This is a genomic window from Candidatus Vicinibacter proximus (genome assembly GCA_016713905.1).
Classification (GTDB): domain Bacteria; phylum Bacteroidota; class Bacteroidia; order Chitinophagales; family Saprospiraceae; genus Vicinibacter; species Vicinibacter proximus.
The window spans coordinates 832,674-857,937 of record JADJOE010000001.1 but is presented as its reverse complement, the minus strand read 5'-3'; the positions used below and the strand labels follow the sequence as shown (position 1 = coordinate 857,937).

Annotated in this window: 20 protein-coding genes; 9 read left to right on the top strand and 11 right to left on the bottom strand. The window is 37.6% G+C overall.

Annotation, left to right across the window (positions count from 1 at the left end; translation table 11 throughout):
• Positions 1-3 precede the first annotated feature (3 nt).
• From IPJ83_03425 to IPJ83_03415, 3 genes are all read right to left on the bottom strand, one after another.
• Positions 4-873 carry a hypothetical protein gene (locus tag IPJ83_03425; GenBank protein ID MBK7879599.1) on the bottom strand — a complete coding sequence of 290 codons (870 nt, stop codon included), beginning with the start codon at positions 871-873 and terminating at the stop codon, positions 4-6.
• A gap of 1,530 nt (positions 874-2,403) precedes the next feature.
• Positions 2,404-4,164, bottom strand: coding sequence for a T9SS type A sorting domain-containing protein (locus IPJ83_03420; protein ID MBK7879598.1), 1,761 nt, complete (start codon positions 4,162-4,164; stop codon positions 2,404-2,406).
• A gap of 18 nt (positions 4,165-4,182) precedes the next feature.
• Positions 4,183-7,035 carry a hypothetical protein gene (locus tag IPJ83_03415; protein MBK7879597.1) on the bottom strand — a complete coding sequence of 951 codons (2,853 nt, stop codon included), beginning with the start codon at positions 7,033-7,035 and terminating at the stop codon, positions 4,183-4,185.
• A gap of 665 nt (positions 7,036-7,700) precedes the next feature.
• Here IPJ83_03415 and IPJ83_03410 point away from each other — a divergent pair.
• The 8 genes from IPJ83_03410 (at position 7,701) to IPJ83_03375 (ending at position 16,274) form a co-directional block, all read left to right on the top strand.
• Positions 7,701-8,687, top strand: a complete 987-nt coding sequence (locus tag IPJ83_03410; GenBank protein MBK7879596.1) for a threonylcarbamoyl-AMP synthase — start codon at positions 7,701-7,703, stop codon at positions 8,685-8,687.
• Between the two features lie 81 nt (positions 8,688-8,768).
• The gene (locus IPJ83_03405) at positions 8,769-9,554 is read left to right on the top strand and encodes a nitrilase family protein (GenBank protein ID MBK7879595.1); all 786 of its coding nucleotides are present in this window, start codon (positions 8,769-8,771) and stop codon (positions 9,552-9,554) included.
• A gap of 51 nt (positions 9,555-9,605) precedes the next feature.
• Positions 9,606-10,154 carry a C40 family peptidase gene (locus tag IPJ83_03400; GenBank protein MBK7879594.1) on the top strand — a complete coding sequence of 183 codons (549 nt, stop codon included), beginning with the start codon at positions 9,606-9,608 and terminating at the stop codon, positions 10,152-10,154.
• Positions 10,155-10,271: 117 nt separating this feature from the next.
• Positions 10,272-10,850 carry an adenylate kinase gene (locus tag IPJ83_03395; GenBank protein ID MBK7879593.1) on the top strand — a complete coding sequence of 193 codons (579 nt, stop codon included), beginning with the start codon at positions 10,272-10,274 and terminating at the stop codon, positions 10,848-10,850.
• 31 nt (positions 10,851-10,881) lie between these two features.
• The gene (gene obgE, locus IPJ83_03390) at positions 10,882-11,883 is read left to right on the top strand and encodes a GTPase ObgE (GenBank protein ID MBK7879592.1); all 1,002 of its coding nucleotides are present in this window, start codon (positions 10,882-10,884) and stop codon (positions 11,881-11,883) included.
• A gap of 267 nt (positions 11,884-12,150) precedes the next feature.
• Positions 12,151-13,611, top strand: coding sequence for a pyruvate kinase (locus tag IPJ83_03385; protein MBK7879591.1), 1,461 nt, complete (start codon positions 12,151-12,153; stop codon positions 13,609-13,611).
• A 216-nt stretch (positions 13,612-13,827) separates the two neighbouring features.
• Positions 13,828-15,552, top strand: coding sequence for an SBBP repeat-containing protein (locus IPJ83_03380; GenBank protein ID MBK7879590.1), 1,725 nt, complete (start codon positions 13,828-13,830; stop codon positions 15,550-15,552).
• A gap of 149 nt (positions 15,553-15,701) precedes the next feature.
• Complete coding sequence (locus IPJ83_03375; GenBank protein MBK7879589.1) at positions 15,702-16,274, top strand: pentapeptide repeat-containing protein; 573 nt, start codon at positions 15,702-15,704, stop codon at positions 16,272-16,274.
• A gap of 110 nt (positions 16,275-16,384) precedes the next feature.
• Here IPJ83_03375 and IPJ83_03370 read toward each other — a convergent pair whose 3' ends face one another.
• The 3 genes from IPJ83_03370 to IPJ83_03360 all read right to left on the bottom strand — a co-directional run bounded on the left by IPJ83_03370 (position 16,385) and on the right by IPJ83_03360 (position 18,948).
• A complete protein-coding gene (locus IPJ83_03370; protein MBK7879588.1) occupies positions 16,385-16,903 on the bottom strand; it encodes a histidine phosphatase family protein in 519 nt (172 codons plus the stop codon).
• Between the two features lie 61 nt (positions 16,904-16,964).
• Entirely contained in the window at positions 16,965-17,480 is a 516-nt protein-coding gene (locus tag IPJ83_03365) for a hypothetical protein (GenBank protein MBK7879587.1), read from the bottom strand.
• A gap of 34 nt (positions 17,481-17,514) precedes the next feature.
• The gene (locus IPJ83_03360) at positions 17,515-18,948 is read right to left on the bottom strand and encodes a hypothetical protein (protein ID MBK7879586.1); all 1,434 of its coding nucleotides are present in this window, start codon (positions 18,946-18,948) and stop codon (positions 17,515-17,517) included.
• 385 nt (positions 18,949-19,333) lie between these two features.
• Here IPJ83_03360 and rlmF point away from each other — a divergent pair, with 385 nt between their 5' ends.
• Complete coding sequence (gene rlmF / locus IPJ83_03355; protein ID MBK7879585.1) at positions 19,334-20,314, top strand: 23S rRNA (adenine(1618)-N(6))-methyltransferase RlmF; 981 nt, start codon at positions 19,334-19,336, stop codon at positions 20,312-20,314.
• Between the two features lie 91 nt (positions 20,315-20,405).
• Here rlmF and IPJ83_03350 read toward each other — a convergent pair whose 3' ends face one another.
• The 5 genes from IPJ83_03350 to IPJ83_03330 all read right to left on the bottom strand — a co-directional run bounded on the left by IPJ83_03350 (position 20,406) and on the right by IPJ83_03330 (position 24,952).
• Positions 20,406-21,188: a hypothetical protein gene (locus IPJ83_03350; GenBank protein MBK7879584.1), complete on the bottom strand. Its 783-nt coding sequence runs from the start codon at positions 21,186-21,188 to the stop codon at positions 20,406-20,408.
• Positions 21,178-22,212 carry a hypothetical protein gene (locus IPJ83_03345; protein MBK7879583.1) on the bottom strand — a complete coding sequence of 345 codons (1,035 nt, stop codon included), beginning with the start codon at positions 22,210-22,212 and terminating at the stop codon, positions 21,178-21,180. Before IPJ83_03345 ends, IPJ83_03350 begins: the two co-directional genes overlap by 11 nt.
• A gap of 142 nt (positions 22,213-22,354) precedes the next feature.
• Positions 22,355-23,095: a T9SS type A sorting domain-containing protein gene (locus tag IPJ83_03340; protein ID MBK7879582.1), complete on the bottom strand. Its 741-nt coding sequence runs from the start codon at positions 23,093-23,095 to the stop codon at positions 22,355-22,357.
• Positions 23,070-23,906, bottom strand: a complete 837-nt coding sequence (locus tag IPJ83_03335; GenBank protein ID MBK7879581.1) for a hypothetical protein — start codon at positions 23,904-23,906, stop codon at positions 23,070-23,072. The genes IPJ83_03340 and IPJ83_03335 overlap by 26 nt, the downstream gene beginning before the upstream one ends.
• The gene (locus IPJ83_03330; GenBank protein ID MBK7879580.1) at positions 23,903-24,952 is read right to left on the bottom strand and encodes a T9SS type A sorting domain-containing protein; all 1,050 of its coding nucleotides are present in this window, start codon (positions 24,950-24,952) and stop codon (positions 23,903-23,905) included. The genes IPJ83_03335 and IPJ83_03330 overlap by 4 nt, the downstream gene beginning before the upstream one ends.
• Between the last annotated feature and the right edge of the window lie 312 nt (positions 24,953-25,264).

Sequence of the window (25,264 nt, the reverse complement as noted above, 5' to 3'; positions counted from 1 at the left end):
TTCCTATTTTGATTTATCAATCAGTTTGTATAGATTTAACCGCTCAGTCGAATAAATATTTTCATAATAGATTTTTGTAGAATCAAGAAATTCTTGTTGTACATTAGTCAACGGCGCTTCCCCATAAAACAGGATATAGTTCAATACTTTAGAAGAATCACTGTGACATAATTTAATAGGATATTGATTGACCTCTTGTTTAAATAAAAATGGAACAGAAACACAATTTATTGGGTTAATTTTAAATCTTACAGGAAAATATCCAGTACCAGCTTCATAATTATCAAGAATGAGAACCGGCTTATTTATTCCAAGGTAATTAGAAAAATGACCATCAGTCCACTCATTACTATGACGCATCGTAAATATGGTGGAATTTTCTTCTATTTTCTTTTCCGCTTCAAGAAATTCATTTACCCTGAGATTTAGTTCCTTTTGAATTTTCCACTTTTCTTGAACAGAATTTTTTAAAGGGAAAAATAATAAAAGAAGACAGCCATAAAGAAACCACTTGTTAAATCCATAGACGGAAATCCAAAATATAGAAAATACAATTGCAAGAAAATGGATCCGCACAATAATAAAACTCCCGCCAGAACTGCCATCAGGAAGAAAAAATAAGGATAAAAGCAGTGTTGCAAAAATGATTAACCAAATTGAATTAAAGAAATAGTCCTTTTTCGTACTCGGTCTATATTGTTCAAACCACCTGTAAGTACTAATGGCTATTAATCCATAAAAAATGTAAAAGTATTCTTTGGCATACATCCGGTCCAAATGGGTATATAATATCAAAGGCCTCATCTCGCTTATAAAATCGATTATCTCATAATTTGATAAATAGCTTTTGTTAAGTTCCTCTCTTAATTCCATGAAATCTAAAATAAAATAGATCCCAGGTAAAAAAATAATGCCCAGTTTAATGTACTCTAAAAGATACCTTTTTCTAAATTGTTTCTCATTGTAAACATCTTGAATTATTTTGAAACCCAATATTGCTGTCAAAATATAAATTGCTATCAGAAAAACTAACCCATGACAAAGATAAGTTAGCCCAGTACATAAGAAAATTCCAATAAGATAATAAAATTTAAATTCTTTAAGATAATTTAGATAAAACCATATACTTATTAATAAAAAATTAATTCCGAAAAGAAAATTATAAAAACCAAATCCCAATAAATAATTCAATCCCAATGGCGTCGATAATAATAGAAATAAATGTGGTTTTGAAGAAATTGATTTTAAAATCAATGCCATCCCAATGAAAAAATGGGTAAGCAATAGGAATATCAATACTTTTTCAGATATGACGGGAGTGAATATTTGATTCAAAAAAAACAGCAGATAAGTCGAGAAAAAATTTGGGGTGATTTCATGAAGATGATGATAATAATTGCTAATAAAATCATCCTTCTGAATCAACTGTTCCAGAATTCTTGCATTGTATAAATGAGCCGGCCCATCTACCGTAACAAATGAAAAATTATCCTTAAATAAAAAGTATAATGTGAAAATAATTATTAGAGAGAGAGAGAGAGAGAGAGAGAGAGAGAGAGTTTCATATGTTTTATTTATTGGTAGGGTTAGTAAGTTATTAATTGATTTTACGCCAATATCGGAAACTGCATGCTGAATTTAGTATCCTTGAAAAAAGGTTCAAGGGTAAAAATAATAATAAAATTTAATTTTCAAATTTATTAGTCCTCAAAAATTAACCCATTAGCTCATTAACTCATTAGCCCATTTCCTACGATGTGTTTAGCGAGTACCATTTTTTATCTTCATAGTTTGACGTTGGGAAGCATCAAACAACCTTGGTTATTTCGAGCTTCCTAGCTTGAAATTTACGAAGTGTTTAGCAGGTAATGTTTTTTATCTTCATTAGTTGACGACAAGAAGCTTCAAACAACCTTGGTTATTTCGAGCTTCCTAGCTTGAAATTTACGAACTCATTTCCACATTAACCCATTAGCTCATTAACTCATTCTCTAATTCTCCCGTTAGCCGCTTTCGCGCCTGCCTGCCGACGCAGTCAGGCAGGGTTCCTTATCTTATTGTGCTGTCGCACGATACTCTGCCAAAGCAGAGATCGTTCAGTCATCTCTCATTCCCACATTCTCTCATTCCCTAATTCTCTCATTCTTACGATGTATTTAGCAAGTACTATTTTTTATCTTCATTAGTTTAACGCCTAGAAGCTTCAAAAAAACTTGGTTATTTCGAGCTTCCTAGCTTGAAATTTACGTATCCACAAATGAAGTATTTTTTTGATCACTTTTTGTGAGCACGCTTCGCCTTTTTATAAACTAATTAGCTCATCAGCTCATTTCCAAATTAATTTAATAGTATATTAGCCAATTTTACGGATCCATAAAATTCTAAAAAAATCATCCTAATTATTTATTCAATCACCAATTTCTCGGTTTTCATCATTCCATTGATGTCACCTAATTGTACAAAATATAATCCAGTTGAAATTGACTCCAGATCTATTGTGTTGCTTCCCTGAAATATTCTCTGAGAAAGTACTTTCACTCCCTGCGAATTGAACAGTGTACAAACCAACCTTTGAGGAATATAATCTATTAGATTAATGACTACATAATCATTTGCAGGATTGGGAAATATCTCAATTTGCATTTTCAAATTATTGTCACCACTTGTATGCGTTGTACCAAGATTCAAGCTGCGACACAAGGTGTCTGCGCCATTATGATTCTTTACAATAAGACAAACGTCATAGACTCCTCCTTTTGAATAGCAATGAACGGGCGAAGTGTCTGTGCTTTGAACACCATCTCCAAAGTCCCAGAACCACTCTGATACTTCATAAGCACTGAGATCTCTGAATTTAATACAAAGAGACCTACTAGTATCCTGTTCATATCTCCACCAGCACCATGGAATATTGTTTATCCCAAGACTGTCACAGATGCTTCCGTCGATTGGTCCCAATCGATAATTGGGGAATGATGGGATTGTTGTTATGATGGATTTAAGGCGGACAGAATGCTGTCTGAAATCGCAATCAGATCCCGGCTTATTCGGTTCATTGATGACATGCATATACCTGGACTGTATGAATTCAGGATTGGAATAGATTCTTCCGTCAGGAGCCAATTGAAGATTTCCAAATGTGGAAGACGATCTGTTATTCTGAAAAATGTGTCCGTAATGTCCATCGTATTCAGCAATGACCTGCTTATTGGAAAGCTTGCCATTGATGATTTCGTATTGATAAAGATAATAACTTGAACTCAGATACAGAAATCTATTGTCTGGCGAAAATGCACATCCAACAGCTAGTGTTGGAGTAGTATCAATAAGGTCAAATTGCCGATTAGACAGCAATCCGGAGCACCTGTCAAACGAATAAAACTCTACACGACCCTCACCTGATATTAAATCTTCTTTCTTACTTGTTACACAATAATATTTACCATCAGGCGAGAAACAGCAATATCCACTTGTTGTTTCAGGAATTCTTCCAATATTTTGAATGGAAGAACTTACTACTTTGTTGCCATCGAATAGAAGAGTATAAACTTCGGACTTGTTATATCGCCCAATAATAATCCACCAATCCCTCCCATTGGCGTGACGACAAGCTGTAATTTTTCCTATATCAATGGAATCCGATACAAGAATATTGTTGGTAGATAAAATTCTTATACCTGAATTGTTATCCGTATTCACCAATTTGTGAAAGTTATCTCTTAAGTTGATTATATATGCAATAGTATCTCCTACCACCTTGGAATTCGTTGTGAGCAAATTGTAACTGCTGTCATTCATTCCAGCTGGAAGTACCAAACAGGATTGTGGATCATAAGCACAGAATTCATCTGGACAAATATTTTGATAACCTTTGACCCATTTATTGTTATAATCGAATAAAAAATGCCCACTAAAATTGAACATAAAATTTCCTTTTATGTCTGATATTAATGTTACATAATGATACATAAAATTTGGAAATTTATTAGAAGATTGGATTAAGGGATTGCCAGTCTGTGTGTTAAAATTCAGAATGGCAGCCCCTTCCAATGAATCAATCTTCAATGTAGTCAACTCTCCCATTATCCAATTGAAGTCGTACTTCTGAGAATACAGATCAATAAGAAATAAATTAAAAGCAATAGCCAAAAAGAATTTATGCATAAGAAGATATTAATTTAATCATTTCAATATAACAATTGAAAGTCTTCCTAAAAATTTGTGTGAACTATACAAAACAAGATTGTATATTCCGGCTGTCCATTCATGACAGTGTACTCTAATAGGATCGGAAACCTGCACTCCAGAATCAAACATCTCCTTCCCATCCAAGGAAATAATCTTAAAATGAAGCTCCTCATTATTTATTCTTCCAAATGACACCTCAAATATATCCTTCACAGGATTAGGTGAAATATTTAAAATATGCTCAATATCGGATTCATTAAAATTATCCAAAATTAAATTTTCTGGTGTAGTGCAGATTGTACTGTCATTAAAGATTGCCTGATCATTGTACAAGTTGTAAAGGTCCCTTGCCCAGAATACCAGATTTCCATCTTTATAAGGACAAAGTGCTGATAGCGCAGACAACTGATTCAACTGACTCGGACTTGCAATTAACAAGTCTGGAAGGATTAGATCAATGTGTAGCTGTCGAACCATCTTCTCGTTGTCTTCTAAAGCATTAACACTGGCGATTGAGTTTAGAATGGCTTGTACAGTATCCTTCATTGTAGTGATCAAAGCAATATGTTCTACAAAATTCTGATTCAGTTCATTCCACACAATCTCTTGATTAATCTCATTCTCATTCATTTCTAGTATTAGGTTAGCAATATCCTGAGAATCGGTCGCTATTCTAAATGAATCTAATAATTCTTCTCTTAGCACTGAGTAACTAACTAACTGTAATAAAAGCGAATCATTAGTAGAAATTTCCTCCAAAGAAAGATTAGACGCACGGAACAGAAAGCTATCAATGAGATAGAATTTCATTAGGTTAGTCCCAAGAATTGCATTATAGAAGGAATCAACACTTGAATTAAGCCCCAACAAATTCGAATTAATCCTAAGGTTGAGAATCAGATGCTTCATTCCCTCCCATTCAAGTATGTTGCCATTTTCAACTTGACCTAATTCCCCTCTTGCAATAGCAATGTCATTTTCTGAGATATAATTCTCAGGGTCTCCCCTAACACCTACGATTGGAATTTGGCAATCAGGAAGAGTTCCACAGAATTGATTGCTACCACCTGAGGGAATAGACATAAACCAATTCAATGGATTCACATCACAATTCTGATTAGGTAAGATAATCGATGGCCACTCAGGTAGAATACATCCCTTAGCAGTAACTTCTGATCTTCTGGCTAAGGCTCCTGTGCCATTCAAATTTCTTGCATCTGCAATTCTTCCCCCTGATTGAGGGTTCCAGTAGTTATAGGAAGACTTGGGATGGGTATTATTAACATTGTTAGGTTGTGGACCAATGATTGAACCACGGTTGATTAGGAATCCATCATTATATGTCCCTATATTGCCATTTCCTTGTAATATTGATCTGTCGCAAATGCCAGAAAATTGAAAACACTTAGCTGCATTTGTCACTGTGTTACAACATATCGTGTTACCAATACTTGCAGCACAAGTTACCCCTGCACTTACTCTGTCCGGTGGATTATTGCAATTAATATGGTTGCTTATTATATAATTTTGGCCAAGTGATTTCACAAGAATTCCTTCCCCTGAAACCAATCCGATATTACTATAGGTAATTGAATAAAAAATTTGATTATTTGTCACAACATGACCAACACAATTATCTAACAAAACACCATAACAAAAGACATCTAAGTCCATTATATTATTAGAAATTACCCCTCCTGAGTTTCTTACTTGTTCTACTTTAATTCCCGCACTCTCCTGTTCATTGGAATATGCATTACGACTTATTGTATTGTTATGAATATTAGGAGCAACACCAGGAAGACTGAATCGTTCGAATATGCCGTATCTGCCTATATTAAATTCATTATCCCGCACCATTGCATTAGATCTGGCATGAAAATTATAAATGCCTGCATCTATGGTATCAAAACGATTGTGATGAATATCAATTAGAGAAGATTTGTCTGCCCAAATACCCACATATGATCCGGCCATAGTATTATTTGTAAAATTTGAAAAGGTACTTTCACTGGAAAAAACACAATATCCACCATCACCGGGACTAAATGTAGTTGGTGAGAAAGTTTTTATTAACATGTATCTAAATACATTATTAGTTGCGGCAATTGTAGATCGAATAGCGACAATTCCGTGATATAAGGATTCAAAATAATTTGAGGAGGAGAGAATATTGGATCCATTATTGCCAGCAATTCCAGCATAGGACCTTTCGCCATTAGGGTTAAAAGGTAAAGTAATATCTTGCCTTATAGCAACTGGGCAAGTAAAGGTATTTTCGAATGTTCCAATCATGGTAGCTGAGTTCAAATTCACTCCGACTTTATTACGCTCGAAATGGCTATGAATAATTCGGCCTGGACAATTACCGATTACATTAATTGCATTTTTTGCATCAAAAAATTGTGAATCATCAATTGTAAGAAATGCATTATTAATAAAACGGATGCCCTTCCATAAAAAGTCAGTACAAGCCCGAAATTCAGAATTAATAGTACCAAAAGTTTGTCCATCTACAACGATTTCTGCTTCAGAATTCATAAAAACAAAACAATCCTCCATGCTGACAGAAGTGTTGATTGTTAATGTTCCAGAAATACATAATGTAGTTCCAATTAATTGAGAAGGAAGATTTGTGGATGTGTACAGCGTATTTGAACCTTGTGAACCAATTTGAATTGCACCTTGAGGGCAATTGCAGTTGGTTTGGCCAAACAAGTTTCCAACCCCATTGGCCATTACAAGTACTAGAAGTAAGCAATTCAATTTGAAGCTTGTGTTTCCAAGTTTCAAAATTTGTCCGTAGATCGTTGTCAGACTGTCTGAGGAGAATAATAATCTTTTCATATCCTGAATTTTTATAAATATTTTCCAAAAAAAACTTTTAAAAAATCGCAGTCAATCTCTAAATTCAAACAAAATAATAAGATTACTAAGGATTGAATTTCTTCAAAAATCAACAGCAAGAAAGTTTTCACTTAAAAATATTATGATTCAAATAATGAAAATCTGATTCCAAACTTAATACAAGAATTACACAAAATTGTTAATATTTCAAAAAAATCAGGGTTTACACCTATTAAAATCAGGGTTTACCCTTAGGTTTATATTTCCTGACATGACCTTTCAAGATAAGAAATTTCAATCTTGTTTGATAAATGTCACTAAAAATTTCTTTTTATGGAAATTAATTTAGACTTGGATTGAATGTCATTTTTAATTCAACTAAATATATAGGTTACAAATAATTAGGGTTTAAATTATCCTAATACGCACTAAAGTTTTTAACTTTTTGACTCATGTTGGCGATAGGTTTGAGTCAAAATGGATCGTTGTACTAAATGATTGTGGTGTCAGACCGCATTAAAAATGCTATAATCATATGGCGTCGCAGTTTATAACTGCGACGAACAACGGAAAGTATCAAACAACCGATTCGTTATTAACTCATTTCCACATTAGCTCATTTTCTCATTAGCTCATTTCCACGCCTTATCTTTGTATTCCAAATAATGACAAATCCTCCATTTACCACCACCACAGGAACTGACATCGGAATTGCTAGAGATTTCCTGCAGAATGACGAACTCGTAGCCATTCCCACCGAAACAGTTTATGGACTGGCAGGAAATGCATTGAAACCCGAGACCATTCGAAAAATATTTGAAACCAAAAACCGCCCTACCAACAATCCGCTCATCCTGCATGCGGCGCATATCGAACAAATAAAATCCTATGTGATAGAATGGCCCGCCTGGGCCGATACGCTGGCTGCCAAATTTTGGCCCGGCCCATTAACCTTGCTGTTGAGAAAAAATGAAAACATTCCCTACGAACTTACGGCCGGTTCAGCTTACGTGGCGGTAAGAATTCCCGATCATACGATGACCCTAGAGTTGTTAAAATCTCTTCCGTTTCCGCTTGCAGCTCCAAGTGCTAATCCATTCACCTACATAAGCCCTACAACCGCTGAACATGTATTCCATCAACTGGAAGGAAAGATTCCTTATATTTTAGATGGTGGCCCTTGCAGGAAAGGTTTGGAATCTACGATTGTAGGGGAATCTGACCAAAGCCCCTGTATATATAGGCTTGGGGCCATAGATGTGGAATCGATAGAACAATGCATCGGCCCGGTCAAGGTAAAAAATAAGGCCGCAGATGATCAAAATCTGGAGGCTCCGGGGATGTTGATGCGACATTATTCACCCAGCACTCCCTTTTTGCTGACCGACAATGTCCATCAAAGCATTGCCCACCATCCGGGGAAGAAAATAGGCTGCATGGTGTTTGGCAGAGTGGAAGAATTGCCTGAAGTGGCTGCAGTCATTGTCTTGTCCGGATCCAGAAATCTTTCAGAAGCTGCACAGAAGATTTATGAATCCATGCATGCCCTCGACCGGATGCAGCTGGACCTCATCATAGCAGAACGCATGCCCGATGAGGGTCTAGGGCAAAGTATCAATGACCGATTGGAACGAGCTCACAACGTCAGCTGATGATTCGAAAGAACCGTAAGCTTGCTTTATGCCTTCCGGCATAAGTCTCAAGCATTTATCTTTGTATTTATAATCTCCGTCATGCATCATCCATTACGCATTTCCATTGTACAGTCTTCCATCGTTTGGGAAAATCCACCACAGGCCATCCGCGAATTGGAAGTTCTCTTGTTGAGCGAATTAAGGGAAGATACCGATCTGATCATCTTTTGCGAAATGTTCACCACCGGCTTCACCATGAATACAACCGGTATGGGTGAACTGATGGATGGACCTTGCATTCAGTGGATGAAAAAACTTGCAGCTACCAGAAAGTGCGCGGTGTGCGGCAGTTTGATCATTTTTGAAAACCATCAGTATTTCAACCGATTCGTATTCGTCCATCCGGATGGGAAAATAGACCACTACGATAAAGCGCACTTGTTCAATTTGGCCAATGAAGGAGAATATTATACGGCAGGGAAATCCAAAACCTTGATTGATTATCGGAATTGGAAAATAATGCCCTTCATCTGCTACGATTTGAGATTTCCAGTATGGCTGCGCAATACAGAGGAGGCCGATTTGATGATCTTCGTAGCCCAATTTCCGGAAAGACGACGGCTGGCCTTTACTTCACTGCTTCCGGCAAGGGCCATAGAAAATGTGTGTTTCGTGGCCGGTGTCAATGCGCTGGGTCGTGATGGCAACGACATGATCTACTGCGGTGACTCCAATGTTTGGGATTATGAAGGTCACCGTATGGGCCACGACACTTACAATAAACCGGGTATCTGGACGTTTACACTGTCCAAAGAAAAACTACATGCCTTTAGAAAAGCATACCCTTTTCTCCGCGACCGCGATAAATTTATTTTGGAACAATAAACCAAAATATCATATATTAGCGTTTTGTTTAATATATAAAATGCTACCAATATGAATTTTGTACCATTTTTTACCCGCATTTTAAGAATTTCCTTACTGGCCATTGTGTTGATGGGTTTTCAGTCTTGTGCCTCGGCATCAAAAGATACGCTGAGCCAAAATAAGGTAAACCAGGATAGCCTGGACAAGGGTTTTCGAAATGAAGTGTTAAGCGTTGCAAGAAGCCTGAAGGGGAAAAAATATAAAAGTGGTGGCAAAAACCCCAAAGGTTTTGACTGCAGCGGTTTTGTGATTTACGTCCTGGACAAAGTAGGCATACAAATGGCTTCCTGCTCTGCCGATCAGTCAAAATGCGGAAGGACCATTAAAGTCGACAATGCTAAACCTGGAGACCTCATCTACTTTGGCACCAAAGGTCGTATCAATCACGTTGGTATCATTACCGAAAACAGCAAAAACAAATTGATGATCATCCACAGCTCTTCCTCCCAAGGCGTGATGGAAGAAAATATACTCCAATATGACTATTGGCTTAAACGCATCAGAATGGCCAAGGACCTAAACAGCTTTCCTAGAGAAAAGCCCATCAGTTTAAACTAATACCATAAGGCAGATTTTCGTACCTTTGCGGTTTATTTGACCATTACGACAGCCTTCCTTCGATAATATTCATGCTTGGAGATGTCCGGAAGTTCCTGTCTGCCTTATTGACTGATTATGCTTCATCTAATTTTATTTGGACCTCCGGGGTCCGGCAAAGGCACACAAGCGGCCAAGCTGGTGGACCGGTATAACCTTTACCACATCTCAACAGGAGACCTTTTTCGCGCAGAAATTGCCAACAAAACACCATTGGGACTGAAAGCTTTGGAATTTATGAATCAGGGGATTCTGGTACCCGACGAAGTCACCATCGAAATGTTGCGCAATAAGGTAGAGTCCGAACCATCCGTAAATGGTTTTATTTATGATGGATTTCCAAGAACCATTGCTCAGGCAATAGCCCTGGATCATATGCTTACCGAAAAAGGAGAACAAATAAGTGCACTGGTTGCCCTGGAAGTTCCGGATGATGAAATCGTCCGAAGAATTCTTAAACGCGGCACTTCTTCAGGCAGAGCCGACGACAACGACGAAACCATCATCCGTAAAAGAATGGACGAGTATCGCCAGAAAACTGCGGAAGTTTTTGGCCATTATCAACAATCAGGTAAATCGCATCAGATCAACGGAATAGGCACTATCGAGAATATCTTCGAAGAAATCAGTACCCATCTGGACGAAATCTGCTGCTAAACACTAATCTCATTCCAAAACCCCACTCCAATTGGCTGAACAGAACTTCGTTGACTATGTCAAAATTTGTTTCCGCTCCGGCAACGGTGGCGCAGGTTCTGTGCATTTCTTCCGCAGCAAACACAACCCAAAGGGCGGACCGGACGGCGGTGCAGGTGGCCGTGGCGCAAACATTATCCTACGTGGTAACAGCCAACTGTGGACACTCATTCACCTTAAATATCGCAAACACATTTATGCGGACAATGGCCAGAACGGCAGTGAAAACAATTGTACCGGTCGGGATGGAGAAGACATTATCCTGGATGTTCCCCTGGGAACGGTTGCCATAGATGCGGAGACAGGAGTAAAAGAATTTGAAATAACGGAAGACGGAGAAACAAAAGTTCTGCTCTCCGGCGGTCGTGGGGGTAAAGGAAATGCTTTCTTTATGTCCGCAACCCAACAAGCTCCCGATTATGCCCAGCCTGGCGAACCGGGTGTAGAAGCCTGGAAAATACTCGAACTAAAGGTGCTGGCAGATGTCGGCCTGGTTGGATTCCCAAATGCGGGTAAATCTACTCTGCTTTCTGTCCTCTCTGCCGCCAAACCAAAAATCGCCAACTACGCCTTCACCACCCTGGTACCCAATCTTGGCATTGTAAAATACCGCGATTCAAGATCATTCATCATGGCCGACATTCCAGGCATCATCGAAGATGCACATCTTGGAAAAGGTCTTGGCACAAGATTCCTCAGACACATCGAGCGCAATTCTTTGTTGCTATTTATGATCCCGTGCGACAGTCAGGATATTCAAAAAGAATACGAAATCCTCTCCAACGAGTTGCATCAGTTCAATCCTGAACTCACCGACAAACCCCGTCTGCTGGCCATCACTAAAACGGACATTGCAGAACCGGAATGGAAAGATCTGATTAAATCAAATCTTCCCAAGGATATTCCCCATGTTTTTATTTCTGCGGTAGCTCATCAGGGCCTCGAAGAACTGAAAGACCTGATTTGGGCACAACTGAATAAACCAATGATCTGATTTTAGATTCCTAAAATTTAAATCGGTGTAATTTCCTTCTGTTCAACTCATTTCCGAAACCAAAGTTTTTTAGTCCGATTTCCCTTGCTAAAATCCAATTATTCATTACAAATGCTTAGTCTTCTTAAAGCAAGTTCAAACATTTCAGAAGGACAAGGAAAATTTCAACGCCATAAAATTTGAAGTTCAATATTAAGATATTGTTATGGTGTTATTCGCTGTCTTTAAAATTATTTTATGTCACCATATTAGCGCCAAATTTAAATCATGAAAGTTGGATTGAATTCAGTCATCAAAAAATTAGAGGAAATCGATCAAAAAATGGCCTCTACAGAATTCCAATACCAAAATTTAATAAAAGATTTAAATCCTTCGAATCAGAAGAATGCACGTAATTTTTTACACTATTTGGCATTGAGAAGTATGGATATCAGGGAAATACAAAATCAATTACACTCTTTAGGCTTATCCTCAATGGCTAGTGCAGAAAGCCACATTAGAAGACAATTGCATGCGATATTGAACATTCTGGGGGGAAGTAAAATGGATGGCCTTCCACTATATGATGCCACTTCAGCACAGAAATCACTACATGAAAAAACCGTACAATTGTTTTGCAAAAACAACGAACAACATACACCATATATCATGGTTACCTGCGATACTGAAATTGGTTTGGATCATGAAAAGACAAAAAAATTGTTGTTGGCAGGAATGAATGTTGCCAGAATTAATTGTGCCCACGACAATAAAAAAATCTGGAACAACATGATCCAAAACATTAAAAGCGCCAGCTCGGAAACAGGGATTCCTTGCAAAATATATATGGATCTTGCCGGCCCTAAAATTAGAACAGTCTTTAAATCCAAAAGTAAGCTAAAAATTGAAGAAGGTTGTCGGATCCGATTAGTGGATGAATCCAGAATAAAAGATCAAAAAGATACAGTAGGTTGTACGGTTCCAGACATCCATAAAAGACTCAAACCAGGGGAACCTGTTTTGTTTGATGATGGTACCATTGAAACCACCGTAGAGAAAATATCAAAGGGTTTTGTTTTCCTGCGTGTAAAAAGAATCTCGGCCAAGAAAAAACAAATTAAAGCAGAGAAAGGAATTAATTTTCCTAACTCTAAACTAAATATGCCGGCATTAACGGAATTTGATATCAAGTGCCTTCCTTTTATAAAACGCCATGCAGATATGGTGGGATATTCCTTTGTGCAGTCAGCTGCTGATTTAATGCAACTTCAACAACTGCTCCCACACAATGAAAAACTTGCGATAATTTTGAAAATAGAAACTGCTGAAGCAGTACTCAACCTCCCTTCTTTACTATTGACCGGATTAAAACAACAAAAACTGGGTGTAATGATAGCGAGAGGAGACCTTGCCGTGGAAATTGGTTTCGAAAGAATGAGTGAGATACAAGAAGAAATTCTCTGGCTTTGTGAAGCCGCACACGTACCGGTGATTTGGGCCACACAAGTGTTGGACAACCTCAACAAATTAGGTATGGCAACGAGATCAGAAATTACGGATGCAGCGCATGCGGTACAGGCTGAATGCGTCATGATCAACAAAGGACCACACACTATTCAAACCATTGAAACACTTCGCAATATTTTGGATCGAAGTGGCGGTCACCATGCTAAAAAAAGACACATCTTCAGACTCCTTAACATTGCTTCGAATTTTCTTGATTTGAATTTTACAAATGATGCGATTTAAAACAATTTTTATATACTCAATTTGTATTTAAAAATAAGAGAGAATATTTCGCTAACAAACTTGCCATTTTTCAATTCTATTAAATTTCTCTATTCAGATTTATTGAAAGCGTTAAGCCTGCTTTCCGTTGATTATTTGAAGGAAAATTAAAAACAATAAAAAATAATGTATCCCATAAACTAAAAACCAAGTATCTTAACTGTACAATCATTCGAAATGGTAACCAAGATTTTAAAGTACAGTATTATTTCTTTTTTCCTTTTCCCTATTTTTTCTTACAGTCAGTCAACCCATTTTTCCTGGATAAAACAATTTGGAGATTCCGGCAGCGATGCAGGAAATTGCGTATTGGTCGATGCCTCGGGAGATCTGTTAACTTGTGGATTCTTCAGAGGCAAGGTTGATTTTGATCCTAATGAAGCTATGAGCATTCTCACATCTGCCGGTTCGGAGGATATTTTTGTATCCAAAATAAATTCGGAAGGGCAATTGTTATGGGCTAAAAGAATGGGCGGAAAAGAAGCAGATCGCGGCAATCAAATAACCTCCGATCTGAATGGAAACATATATCTCACTGGAAATTTTAAAGATGTGGTAGATTTTGAATCCGGTATGCCAAATTCAAAACTTACTTCTGCCGGATTCGGCGATGCATTTGTAGCAAAATTAAATCGCAATGGACAATTGATCTGGGTAAAACAAATCGGAGGAAATTTAGATGACGTAGGTAAATCCATTTCATTGGATCAATTCGGAAATATTCTGGTAACAGGCCATTTTCAGGGAACTACTGATTTTGATCCGGGTTTAAATGTCCAACCAATGACTTCGCTCGGAAGCTTTGATGTATTTATGCTCAAATTGGATCCCGATGGAAATTTTATTTGGGTACGACAGATTGGTGGAAGACTGGACGATATGGCAACTGCCATTACATCAGATTTAAATGGGAATGTTGTTGTTTCCGGAAATTTTAAAGACACCGTAGATTTTAACCCAGGCACTGACATTTATATTTTGAAAGATTCCGGAGCAGGCAATGTTTTCGTGCTAAAACTAAATGCAGAAGGTGAATTTATTTGGGCCAAAAGTACAGATGGGCAAAATATTGTTTTTTCCATAGGAATGGCCATCGATCAAACAGGAAATATTTTTACCACAGGATTTTTCAGATCAGAAGTAGATTTTGATCCTGGTCCTGATATATTTAAGTTGACAGCTCCGGGAATTGGTGGTGATGTATTCATCAGCAAATTGGATTCTGATGGAAATTTAATTTGGGTTAAACAATTTAGTGGACCAGCGCACGATGTGGGTTTGGGAATTTGTTTGGATCAACAAGGCAATGTCTATACTACAGGTTGCTATCAGGAATTGGTTGATTTTGATCCTGGTCCGGAAGTTTTTAATTTATACTCCAGCAATCAAAACAACAATGATATTTTTATCACTAAATTAAATCCGCAAGGTAATTTTCAGTGGGCGCGAAGCATGAATGGTCCGGCCAGTGACATTGGTTTCTCCATCGCTGTGAATAAGGACTGGAATGTATTTACAACCGGTGTCTTTGGTTCCACGTTGAATGCAAATCCCGGACCGGATAGCATTCTGATCACAAGCAAGGGTGCAGAAGACGTATTCCTCCTAAAAATTACCCAATCTTCTGTTGGCGTATTAGACAATATGGATCATACACATTTTTCCATTTATCCCATTCCAGTTACTGATGTCCTAACACTAAATTGGATTGCGGAAAATGAAGAAGAAATTCATTTGATGTTACACGATTTAAATGGAAAGGAAATATATAAAATTCGTACTTCCGGACATTCAGGGAATAATGAATTTAGTATGGAGGCAAGACATCTTCCTCCGGGAATTTATTTTGTTTCCATTTTACAATCAGAAAAAATAATTCGGAAAAAAATAATGCTCGAATAATTATAACAAAAATATTTAATTCATAAATAAAATCTCAAACTTGAACTCCCTCAACAGTTGTACACATTCTGTTTCGCATAATTTCCTACTTTTGTAAAATGGAAACACAGGTTTCAAGGAAACTTGTACACTTTGGTAAAAAATAAAGGATGAAACGCAATATCATAGAAAACCAACACTATAATCATCAGGATTATACTACCGATATTCTTGCATCCGGCGATTATGAAGAGTGCAGTTTCTCAAATTGCGAGTTTTCAAACGCCGATTTATCCAATTATAATTTCTCTGAATGCACATTTAATGATTGCAACCTAAGCATGATCAACTTATCAAAAACCTCTTTAAAAACAGTCGCTTTTAAAAATTGTAAGTTGCTCGGCATTCATTTTGACACATGCAATGAGTTTTTACTTTCTGTATCTTTCCATCATTGCACACTCAACTTTTCATCTTTTTATAAACTCAATCTAAGGAAAACAAAATTTATTCATTGTTCCTTGCAGGAGGTTGATTTTACCGAAGCAAATCTGACGCAGGCGATATTCGACTCCTGTGATCTTTCCGGAGCAATATTTGACAATACCCTCCTGGAGTCTGCAGACCTTCGCACCGCACAAAACTATTCCATCGATCCTGAATCCAACTACCTCAGAAAAGCTCGTTTTTCATCAGATGGCCTGGCAGGTCTTTTGCATAAATATGATCTGAGTATTGAATGAATTTTATGTAAAATGAGTTCAAAATTTCTTATTCTGAACTCAGCTGTTCTTAAATATATTACATAGCCTCTTGCAAATTAAAATATCTGACAAAATCAATTACCAGCCATTTAGTCTGGGACCCCATATGTCAATTCAACTTTACTGGTCTGCATAAATAAAATCTTCCTTCTAGAAATAATGATCATTCTGCTATACCCGCTTATTGGTCTGTTTAAGGTTAAGCCAAATTTTGATAAAATTTCCTGAATAATTTCACTGTGCGCCACTACCAGCATATTTGATCCCAGATTTTTCTTCAGCGATTCCACCAATTGACCCAGGCTGTCTTTACGATAAAAAGTAAACGGAAGGTTAAATTGCAATGCAGTAAACCGGGCAGTTTCTCTGGTGCGATTGCTGTCCGTTGTAAATATTTTTGCAATATGTTTATTCCGCATACTGTCTGCCAGCACTCTTGCTCTTTGCAACCCTGCTTCAGTTAAAGAAGGATTCGTGGATCCGGGTAATTTCTCTGCATGCCTGACAAGATAAATGGTTGATCGGCAAGAAAACAAAAAATTTAAAAAAATAAATGCAACCAAAATGCTCCTTAGTTTAAAATAAACTATTATATTCCTTTCTTTCATTGTATAGGTGATTGAAAATAAAAAAGTCCCCGAACAAAATTAATTCAGGGACTTCTAACACTTATTTATTGAGAACTCTTTTTAAAGATTTCCTGACTCCGCCTTTTGCAAGATTAGATTGATCATAACCATTCAATTCTTCCATTGCTTTAGGTGTTCGAATTTTTCCCAAAGCCTCAATTGCCCTTTTCTGATACTGAGCAACATAATTATTCAAGTATAATTTAACGTAAGCTTCCTGACTTATAGTAGGTCTTGATTCCGGATGTTTGGCCCCATAGGCTGCCATTTCCTTATAGGCTTTTCCTAACGCTTCTCTTTTTTCATAGACCTTAACTTTGGAAGGACCCTTTCGCATCGTTTGTGACAAAATTCCAACTACTTCATCCTGGTACTTTGCCACAGCTTCTAATTCGCCATCGGTACATTCCTCACATTCAAAATAATCATTCAAGGCTTTGATCTGTGGTTGCACCTCCTGAGAAATACCAACACTGTATGAAAGAAATACCAAGAAAAAAATGCAACAAGGATAAAAGAGCTGCCAGGTATTTCTTATTTTTTTAATTGTATTCATAATATAAATATTTTAAAATGAGTATAAAAATTAATTATCTGTTAAGTTCTTGTGGAAGACATGGACCTGTTAGATCAGTATCTGTACAAGTACGGGTTGCACCTGTACGTATACCATAAGCATTTAACGATGAAGTTGGATTCAGATTACATCTGAAACATTGCCCCTCCGTGATACTGTTTCTGCCGGTACCACCTGTTATCATCAAATTGGTTGCAGGAAAATCATTTCCAGTTATACCATCCACATTAATATTATTGGTATGTCCCAAACTAAACGCATGACCTATTTCATGGGCCAATGATTCATTGTCTGCAAAACTCGATATCAAGATGATGTTACCAGGAGGATTGGAACACTCCCATCCTCTTGCATTCGGATCGTCCAAATAATAGATGTTAAGAGTGTTGGCTACAAAACCTATGTTATTAATAAATTGAGTTCTGGATCCGCAATCAGCATCCAGCAATCCATTCGTCTGTGGATCGTTGGTAGCATCATGAAAAGTAGTTACAAACTGAACCCCGCAACGCTGTGTGTTGTACAATTGATTGGCCCTGTTAATATCGTTGGTAGCCCTTGTCCTGGTGGTGGCAAAAGGTCCTTGCATGATCCAAACATTCAGCCTCACCACATACATGGGTAATAAATCCACTGTGCGTAGATCTCCAATCAAATTCGACCATCCTGGATTTTGACGAATTGACATTCTATCATCTCTGGAAAAAACTATAATTTCTTCGTTACATCCGTTTCTTAGTAAATGATTGGCAGGTAAGTTGCTCTGACTGGCAGCATTTCTTTCTTCATCATCTCTGCATCCTGTGCTAAGTCTTGAATCCAACATAATTAAGGAGACATCACCACCATCATTGTTTAAGAGCCTGACCCGATCCACCAATCCCGGTGGATTAAAACCACACAAATAAATCCAATAATTGAAATCTTTTATACTGATAATTTTCCCATCAATTTTTTGAATGATTGAAAAAGTGATAGATACGTCCCCTGATTTATCTTCAGCCATCAATTTCTCCTTCATTTTTTTTAATTGCTCCTTGTCAATGTTTATGATGGGACTTATGGTAGGTACTTGATCTGGCTCTGCATCAAAACCGGTAACATTAGATTTACCTTTTTTAATATTCAGTACTTGCTGATTCATTTCAAATCCCTGTGACTTTAACCTCGCTAATATCGACTCATTCACATTCACCTTAAATTGAGCACTGCTGAAAATTTCATTATCCCAGATCAATTCAACTTCAAACCTTTTCCAGTCTATGGGGCCAGGACAACCCGGACAACAATCAATCATCTCACATCCAACAGGGATTCTTCCAGGATCTAGAACGGGATTTAAAAGTAAGTCATCAAAGCAAATGCGACGAATAAAATAAGATTGGGAATTCATTTCCTGATGAATGGAAAAAAACAATAACCCAAAAAGAAAAATAATTTTTTTCATAAGCTGAAGTTTTATTAGATTTTTAAATTAGAATCAAATTCATAATTACATGCACTTAAATTACGATACAAAAATATCTGCATCCAAATCCACATACAAGGGTGCAAATCCTGTAAATTAAAGGGGATTTTTCCTGTATGGTTTCCTGCCTCCTAAATCCAAATCATAGAATTCAATCTGCATTATGACTTGGATATTATAATATCCGGTGGTAATGCAAAGATTCTCTTAAAAGCACGAATGTTAAAGGACACTACTTTTTGTATATTATTATAGACTTAAAATTTTAATCAAGTTAAGATGAACATATTCCTCCTTTATCATGCTTCGTCATTATTCCAATACATTATTCTATCTTTGCTACCTAAATAAGGTAAAATCAATTATGATCGAACAGAAAAAAGATCATCCTGCTGAAAAATCGCGACTTCATTCGCGCAACAAACACAGGGCTCGTTATGACTTCATGGAATTGATTGAAACCTGTCCGGAATTAACACCGTTTGTAAGACCCAATATTTACGATGATGAGACCATAGATTTTGCAGATCCCGAAGCTGTAAAAATGTTGAATCAGGCCTTGTTGAAACATTACTATGGAGTGGAACACTACGACATTCCTGAAAATTATCTCTGTCCTCCCATCCCCGGCAGGGCAGATTACATCCACCACATTGCAGATGTATTGTCAACCAGCAATTATGGATCCATCCCTACCGGAAAAAAAATAAAATGTCTCGACATAGGTGTAGGAGCCAATTGCATTTATCCAATCATCGGACATCAAGAATACGGTTGGTCATTTGTTGCCACAGACATTGATCCGGTATCCCTCGATGCCGCTAAAAATATTGTTGAATCCAACTCATTCCTACAAGGGCAGGTAGAATTCAGATTGCAGGAAGAACCAACAGATATTTTTTATGGAATCATACAACCGGAAGAACAATTTGATCTCAGCATCTGCAACCCACCATTTTATGGATCAGCAGATGAAGCACGTGAAGCCTCCCTACGCAAATTAAGCAACCTGAAAGGGAAACCGGTATCAGAAGTAGTTAGAAACTTCGGTGGTCACAACAACGAACTCTGGTGCAAAGGTGGTGAATCAGCCTTCATTGCACAGATGATTCGTCAAAGCAGAAGATTCTCCACCTCTTGCTTTTGGTACTCCACACTTGTCTCCAAACAGTCTCACCTGAAAGCCGCGTATCAGGCTTTAAAAACTGCCGGCGCAGTAGAAGTAAAAACCATTCCCATGGGACAAGGCAATAAATCCAGCAGACTACTTGCCTGGACCTTCCTCCCAAAAGAACAACAAAAAAATTGGATCAACACCAGATGGAGAATTGAAGAAAATTCATAATCCAAAAACTTTTCTATCTTATCTTTCTGTCCACTTTAATGAGGAAGCCTAAAATTTAATCAGCAAATTAGCTCATTAACTAATTTGCTAATTACTTCTTACTCCTCATCTTGTTTCCGCTCAAAGCATTAAATATTCGCTGACTTGTTTCCGGATCATAAATAAGCGGAATGCCCCTGTCTTTATTGATGGTGTCATTTTTAAAAAATACTTTAGTAATATCATACACCAATGGTTTTGTTCCGCTGATCTTATTGGTGGCCAGCGAAATTATTTTATGAATTTCCCGGCTCTGATCACCGGATCTGTTTTGAAATTCGAATATGTATTCATCTTTTTTACTTTTTGAGAATTTCATTTTCTCAGACATCATTCCTTTGTATCTCCGGATGGAACGGTTGAAACTGTATTGATTACCTGTGACTTGAGTGTCGTCTTCTTTTTTGGGAATGAAATAATAAATAAGTGATCGTTCATACAATTTTTGACTGTTGAGCTTCTCTGATAAAAAAAAGTACAGGCGATTGTTTCGAAGGGTGATCAATTCAAATAACCGATAACGCTGATACCCTACCGGACTTGCGAGACAAGGATATACTTCAGGTTTGTAACTCAATGAAATGACCCTAAGATTTCCTTCTTCAATAAGACATTCGGGGAATTCTCCAACCCATGCTTTTACCGTGGTGATCTCATCATCTTCAAGACTGCTGTTCTTTTTTAAGATGGCGTTGATGGGTGAGTATTCATCTCCTGTATTTGATTTGAGCAAATTTATTGCATCATATTCGCGTTCATTAAATGTTTTAATCGAACATGAATAATTCAAGCAAACCAGCATTGAACTGAGTAGAAAATAAAATTTATTTAACATAAGTTCTCGCATTATAGGTTGCACCAAAAAATAATCTCGTGTCATCCCTGTTTGGATGCAATACAAATCCCATAGAGGCGTGGATCAAATCCTGCACACCGTAGATCATCTTTTTTCCCTTCTTTTGTTCTACCAGAGAGCCTATTAATCCTATATCAAGCGCCACCGGATATATACTTGGCCAGGCTACTTTCAAATTGTACGCGGAGGAATTGTAAGCCTTGGAAGTGAAAAATTTATCGAGCACTTCGTCATCAAGTTTTTCATAGTTGGGAATATTGGATCCAAGAATTGTAGACAATTCATAAATCAATGGAGAATATCCGGTAAATTGATCAAAAGTGAGCTCGGCATAATTCATAAAATTTTCATAGCCATCTCTTTTATTGGCATGGATAAAAATTCCTCCCCCTCCTGTCCACCAGCGATCAAAATTATCCCCTGATCCTATGTTCTGAATTCCGGGACCACCATCATTGTAATACATGAGTGTAAATCTGTCCGCAACGGTAATGTTGATACAACCCACACTTTGATTCCTGTTGTGATTGTTTAGGATGTAATTGCCACTGAGTATGAGCGCATGGTCAAAATCGTGACGCAGATTGTAGGCAGAAGTGTTGCCGAGCGTTCGCAAATACTTCATGCTGCCCTGCCTTGAATATCCGACACCTGCCGAAAATGAGTTTACCAGATCTATCTGAATATCATTCTCAAGGGGATTTTGACTGTTGCCAAGAGATTTGTTGTAAATCCCGACCGTAGGGCCGTACGCCAGTATCCAGTTTTTACTTTTCAAATTAATCATCCCGGAAACAAACAAACGCAATCCCGTCTGTCCGCTGAACAAATTATGTCCAAGTCTTTCTTTGCCTAGTATTCCCCGGTACAAATTGATATTCGCTCCAAGTCTCACCTCATAACTGAATAGATCCTCATCTCTCTTTTCCTGACCAAACAAAGAAAGAAACGCAAACATTCCTGTGATGAGTAAAAAGTACTGAGTGTAAATTCTATGGTACATGATGATTGATTTTCTGTGATCCAATCCTCCCCTGCTTGGCATGCTTCGAACAAATCTAAACATTCCACATGTCAAAAAGAATTTTTCAAGGAAATATCTCGCGTAGGAAATAATTTAAAAATGGCAATAACTTGAAGCTAATTTATTCCACCACAAATTTTCCATTCATCATTCTTCCATCATTCAGATAAATTACATAAAAATAAATTCCTGACTGCCATCCCGATACTTCTATCTCGTATTCATTCATACCCGATACCATAGCACTTTCCTTTATTCTTTGGCCGGCTGTATTGTATATCTGCAATCGCCCTGCATTACTGCTCACTTCCCGCACACTTATATGTATTCTATCTCTTGCAGGATTAGGAAATACATATACTTCAGGTAACACAGGAACCTCGCTAACAGACACCGTAAGTTCCGGATCACATAAAGGTGCAAGTCCCAATCGGTAATTTGGAAAATAGGGAAGAGTACCACTATGTGTTTGTGGCAACTTTAAATCATGCGGTCTGAAATCACAGGCTATACCTTTCTCATTGGGCCGATGTATCACATGCAAGGCATCCATACTATTCCGGCAATTGACGTAGATTTTACAGTCAGGACCCCACTGCATCCGTCCAATCATAGCGCGCAAGATTCCTTTTGTTTTATAGCCATCATAATGTGCTATGTGTACCTCACTCCCTTTTATGTCTGTGGATTCCAGATCATATTGATACAAATCCCAATAAGTGCCCACATACAAAAACCTTCCCGAAGGGGAAAAACACGCCCCTCCATCCAGTACCAAACTGTCTGTAACATCTATCCGTTGGTAATTGCTCAATTGCCCTGTTGTACGGTCAAAATCAAACAAGAAAAAATCCATCGTCATATGGATGATATCGGATTAATCTTGATCCATCTGGCGAAAAAGTAAGCGTCCCTCCTCCCCCATCTTGGTAATGATTGGTCGTATCCCCAATTTCCTGTTGGTTTACAATTTGAAAGTTGCCATTGCTTAATAAAAATTTATCATACGATCCTCTGATGAATTTCTTTACCACTATCCACCAATCCTTGTTGTTGGAATGTTTGACCACTGCAATATCTGCCAAAGTAGTACTGTCATTAATCAGAGGAACATTCTTAGGAATTGTTTTGCCTAAACCATTATTGTATCGCATATCGATGACGGAATATCTCAAGGCATCTGTCCAAACTTTAAGAGGATTTTCTTGCAATACGGCAGAATTATGAATCAAATAATACTTCATGATATCCATTGGATCAGGTATAAATACCATGCTCTGCTCTGCGGTAGGGTAATAATTGTAGGCCGTGGTGCAGGATTCCATCCGTACATTCCCGGGATTTATGTCCCCACCATTCTCCATCACATCGTATTCCCTATGGTTGATAAAACAGCCATTGCTGTAAGCAACCAATTCTCCGGCAGAATTGCTGATCATGGAATTAGTAAACCGAAATCTTATTTCCTTTTTTACAGAGTCTATGCGAATATTATTTGAATCTACCGGCTTATGAAATTTCATTACCATCAAATTGCTGGTGTAATCAGACATCAACCAGGTGTAATCATAACGGTACTGCTGGCCATGTAACCAAAGACCATTCACGATGAATAAAAAACAAAGGAAAGGCCTTTTCAGCCTTACCTTTGTTTGAATTATGATTCTGCTCATCGGATGATGTTTATTTTTGTTCTGACGAAGTCCCCATTGCTTAGGGTACCTTGAAAGATGTAATTTCCGCAAGGAAAACCGGACATATCCAAATAGATATTATTTTCTTCCATCTTTGATTGTTTTAATATCTCTCTGCCGATTGGATCATAGAGCACTAAATCCATCATTGCCTGACCAGATAAAGTGCTGATCCATACATTTTCATAAACCGGATTAGGCAGGACAATTAACTTCTCAGTCGGCAACTTCAATATGATCGGTTGAATTGTGCTTTCATGACATGGCCTGTCATCAAACACTTGATTATAACCCATTTGATGCAGCAGCCCTCTGGCTTTTAAAGTGGCATAACCACCCTCATCCGGGCACAATATGGCAATATTGTACAGCTCACTTTCTTCTGTCTCTGTCATTTCAAAATCAAGGTCCATCATGGAACGAATCTGCAGGTCATTGACAAACTTCAATTGTGTTGCGATGGCGGTGCTGACACATATATTTAAATTGAAATCAATCAGATCCTCCAGCAATCCATTTCTGACTTCCGTATTAATCTCCATCAGGGAATCCAAAAGTAGCTGTATGGAGTTTATTTGGTCGGTCAGGTCCACAACAATAATGGTGTCCCAACTAAACCAGTTCATTACTGACATGGCATTCAGCTGATCGATCAAAATATCTTGTAGGATGTGAAGAGAGTCAAGGAGCAACTGATTCGGATCATTAGCTTCAATTGCCAATGAATTCAGACCACTCTCTACAAGCACTAATTTTCCAATTTCTGAATTGGTAATCTGATCCATAAACAGTTGTACAGAATTACTGAGATTCTGACAATTGGCTTCAGTTAGTAAATGATAAACTTGAAACCTGTCTACCCATCGGTGCTCATTCTGGAAAGCAGTATAGGTAATTTCCCCATTAACCAAGGGCAATAATTCATCCGCATAATCACAAACATCATGTTCAAAACCCTTCTTTTCGTTTGAGTGAAAATTGCATTTTTTTTTGAATAGCTTATTACTTTTTTGAATTGTTTTCATAATAGTATATCTTCTTCCTGTAGCACAGGAAAATTTTTAGGATAATCTGAACGATACACATAGTGAAGCATTATCGGGAGCGCTTCTCAGCAGTAGGGTAGCGGATCACAAATCCACAGTTCATGTTTTTTCAGCGCACAAATGTTAACTGATGTCCGGTGTTTTAACTCATCGTAAAAGCTGGCATGCCTCAGCAAATACTTAATTCTGGAATTCAAATATAAATCAAAAAAATAAATTTCCAAATATTTTAACACTTCTATGAAAAATAAATTTAGATCATTATGAAAATATAAGCTGTGGATTAAATGG

Bases quoted from the DNA above. Each gene is read 5' to 3' on its own strand.
- IPJ83_03385 (MBK7879591.1), top strand. From the start codon at position 12,151: ATGAAAGTTGGATTGAATTCAGTCATCAAAAAATTAGAGGAAATCGAT.
- IPJ83_03400 (MBK7879594.1), top strand. From the start codon at position 9,606: ATGAATTTTGTACCATTTTTTACCCGCATTTTAAGAATTTCCTTACTG.
- IPJ83_03410 (MBK7879596.1), top strand. From the start codon at position 7,701: ATGACAAATCCTCCATTTACCACCACCACAGGAACTGACATCGGAATT.
- rlmF (MBK7879585.1), top strand. From the start codon at position 19,334: ATGATCGAACAGAAAAAAGATCATCCTGCTGAAAAATCGCGACTTCAT.
- IPJ83_03425 (MBK7879599.1), bottom strand. From the start codon at position 873: ATGGAATTAAGAGAGGAACTTAACAAAAGCTATTTATCAAATTATGAG.
- IPJ83_03350 (MBK7879584.1), bottom strand. From the start codon at position 21,188: ATGTTAAATAAATTTTATTTTCTACTCAGTTCAATGCTGGTTTGCTTG.
- IPJ83_03420 (MBK7879598.1), bottom strand. From the start codon at position 4,164: ATGCATAAATTCTTTTTGGCTATTGCTTTTAATTTATTTCTTATTGAT.
- IPJ83_03415 (MBK7879597.1), bottom strand. From the start codon at position 7,035: ATGAAAAGATTATTATTCTCCTCAGACAGTCTGACAACGATCTACGGA.
- IPJ83_03365 (MBK7879587.1), bottom strand. From the start codon at position 17,480: ATGAATACAATTAAAAAAATAAGAAATACCTGGCAGCTCTTTTATCCT.
- IPJ83_03395 (MBK7879593.1), top strand. From the start codon at position 10,272: ATGCTTCATCTAATTTTATTTGGACCTCCGGGGTCCGGCAAAGGCACA.
- IPJ83_03380 (MBK7879590.1), top strand. From the start codon at position 13,828: ATGGTAACCAAGATTTTAAAGTACAGTATTATTTCTTTTTTCCTTTTC.
- IPJ83_03360 (MBK7879586.1), bottom strand. From the start codon at position 18,948: ATGAAAAAAATTATTTTTCTTTTTGGGTTATTGTTTTTTTCCATTCAT.
- IPJ83_03345 (MBK7879583.1), bottom strand. From the start codon at position 22,212: ATGTACCATAGAATTTACACTCAGTACTTTTTACTCATCACAGGAATG.
- IPJ83_03340 (MBK7879582.1), bottom strand. From the start codon at position 23,095: ATGACGATGGATTTTTTCTTGTTTGATTTTGACCGTACAACAGGGCAA.
- IPJ83_03330 (MBK7879580.1), bottom strand. From the start codon at position 24,952: ATGAAAACAATTCAAAAAAGTAATAAGCTATTCAAAAAAAAATGCAAT.
- IPJ83_03375 (MBK7879589.1), top strand. From the start codon at position 15,702: ATGAAACGCAATATCATAGAAAACCAACACTATAATCATCAGGATTAT.
- IPJ83_03370 (MBK7879588.1), bottom strand. From the start codon at position 16,903: ATGAAAGAAAGGAATATAATAGTTTATTTTAAACTAAGGAGCATTTTG.
- IPJ83_03335 (MBK7879581.1), bottom strand. From the start codon at position 23,906: ATGAGCAGAATCATAATTCAAACAAAGGTAAGGCTGAAAAGGCCTTTC.
- IPJ83_03405 (MBK7879595.1), top strand. From the start codon at position 8,769: ATGCATCATCCATTACGCATTTCCATTGTACAGTCTTCCATCGTTTGG.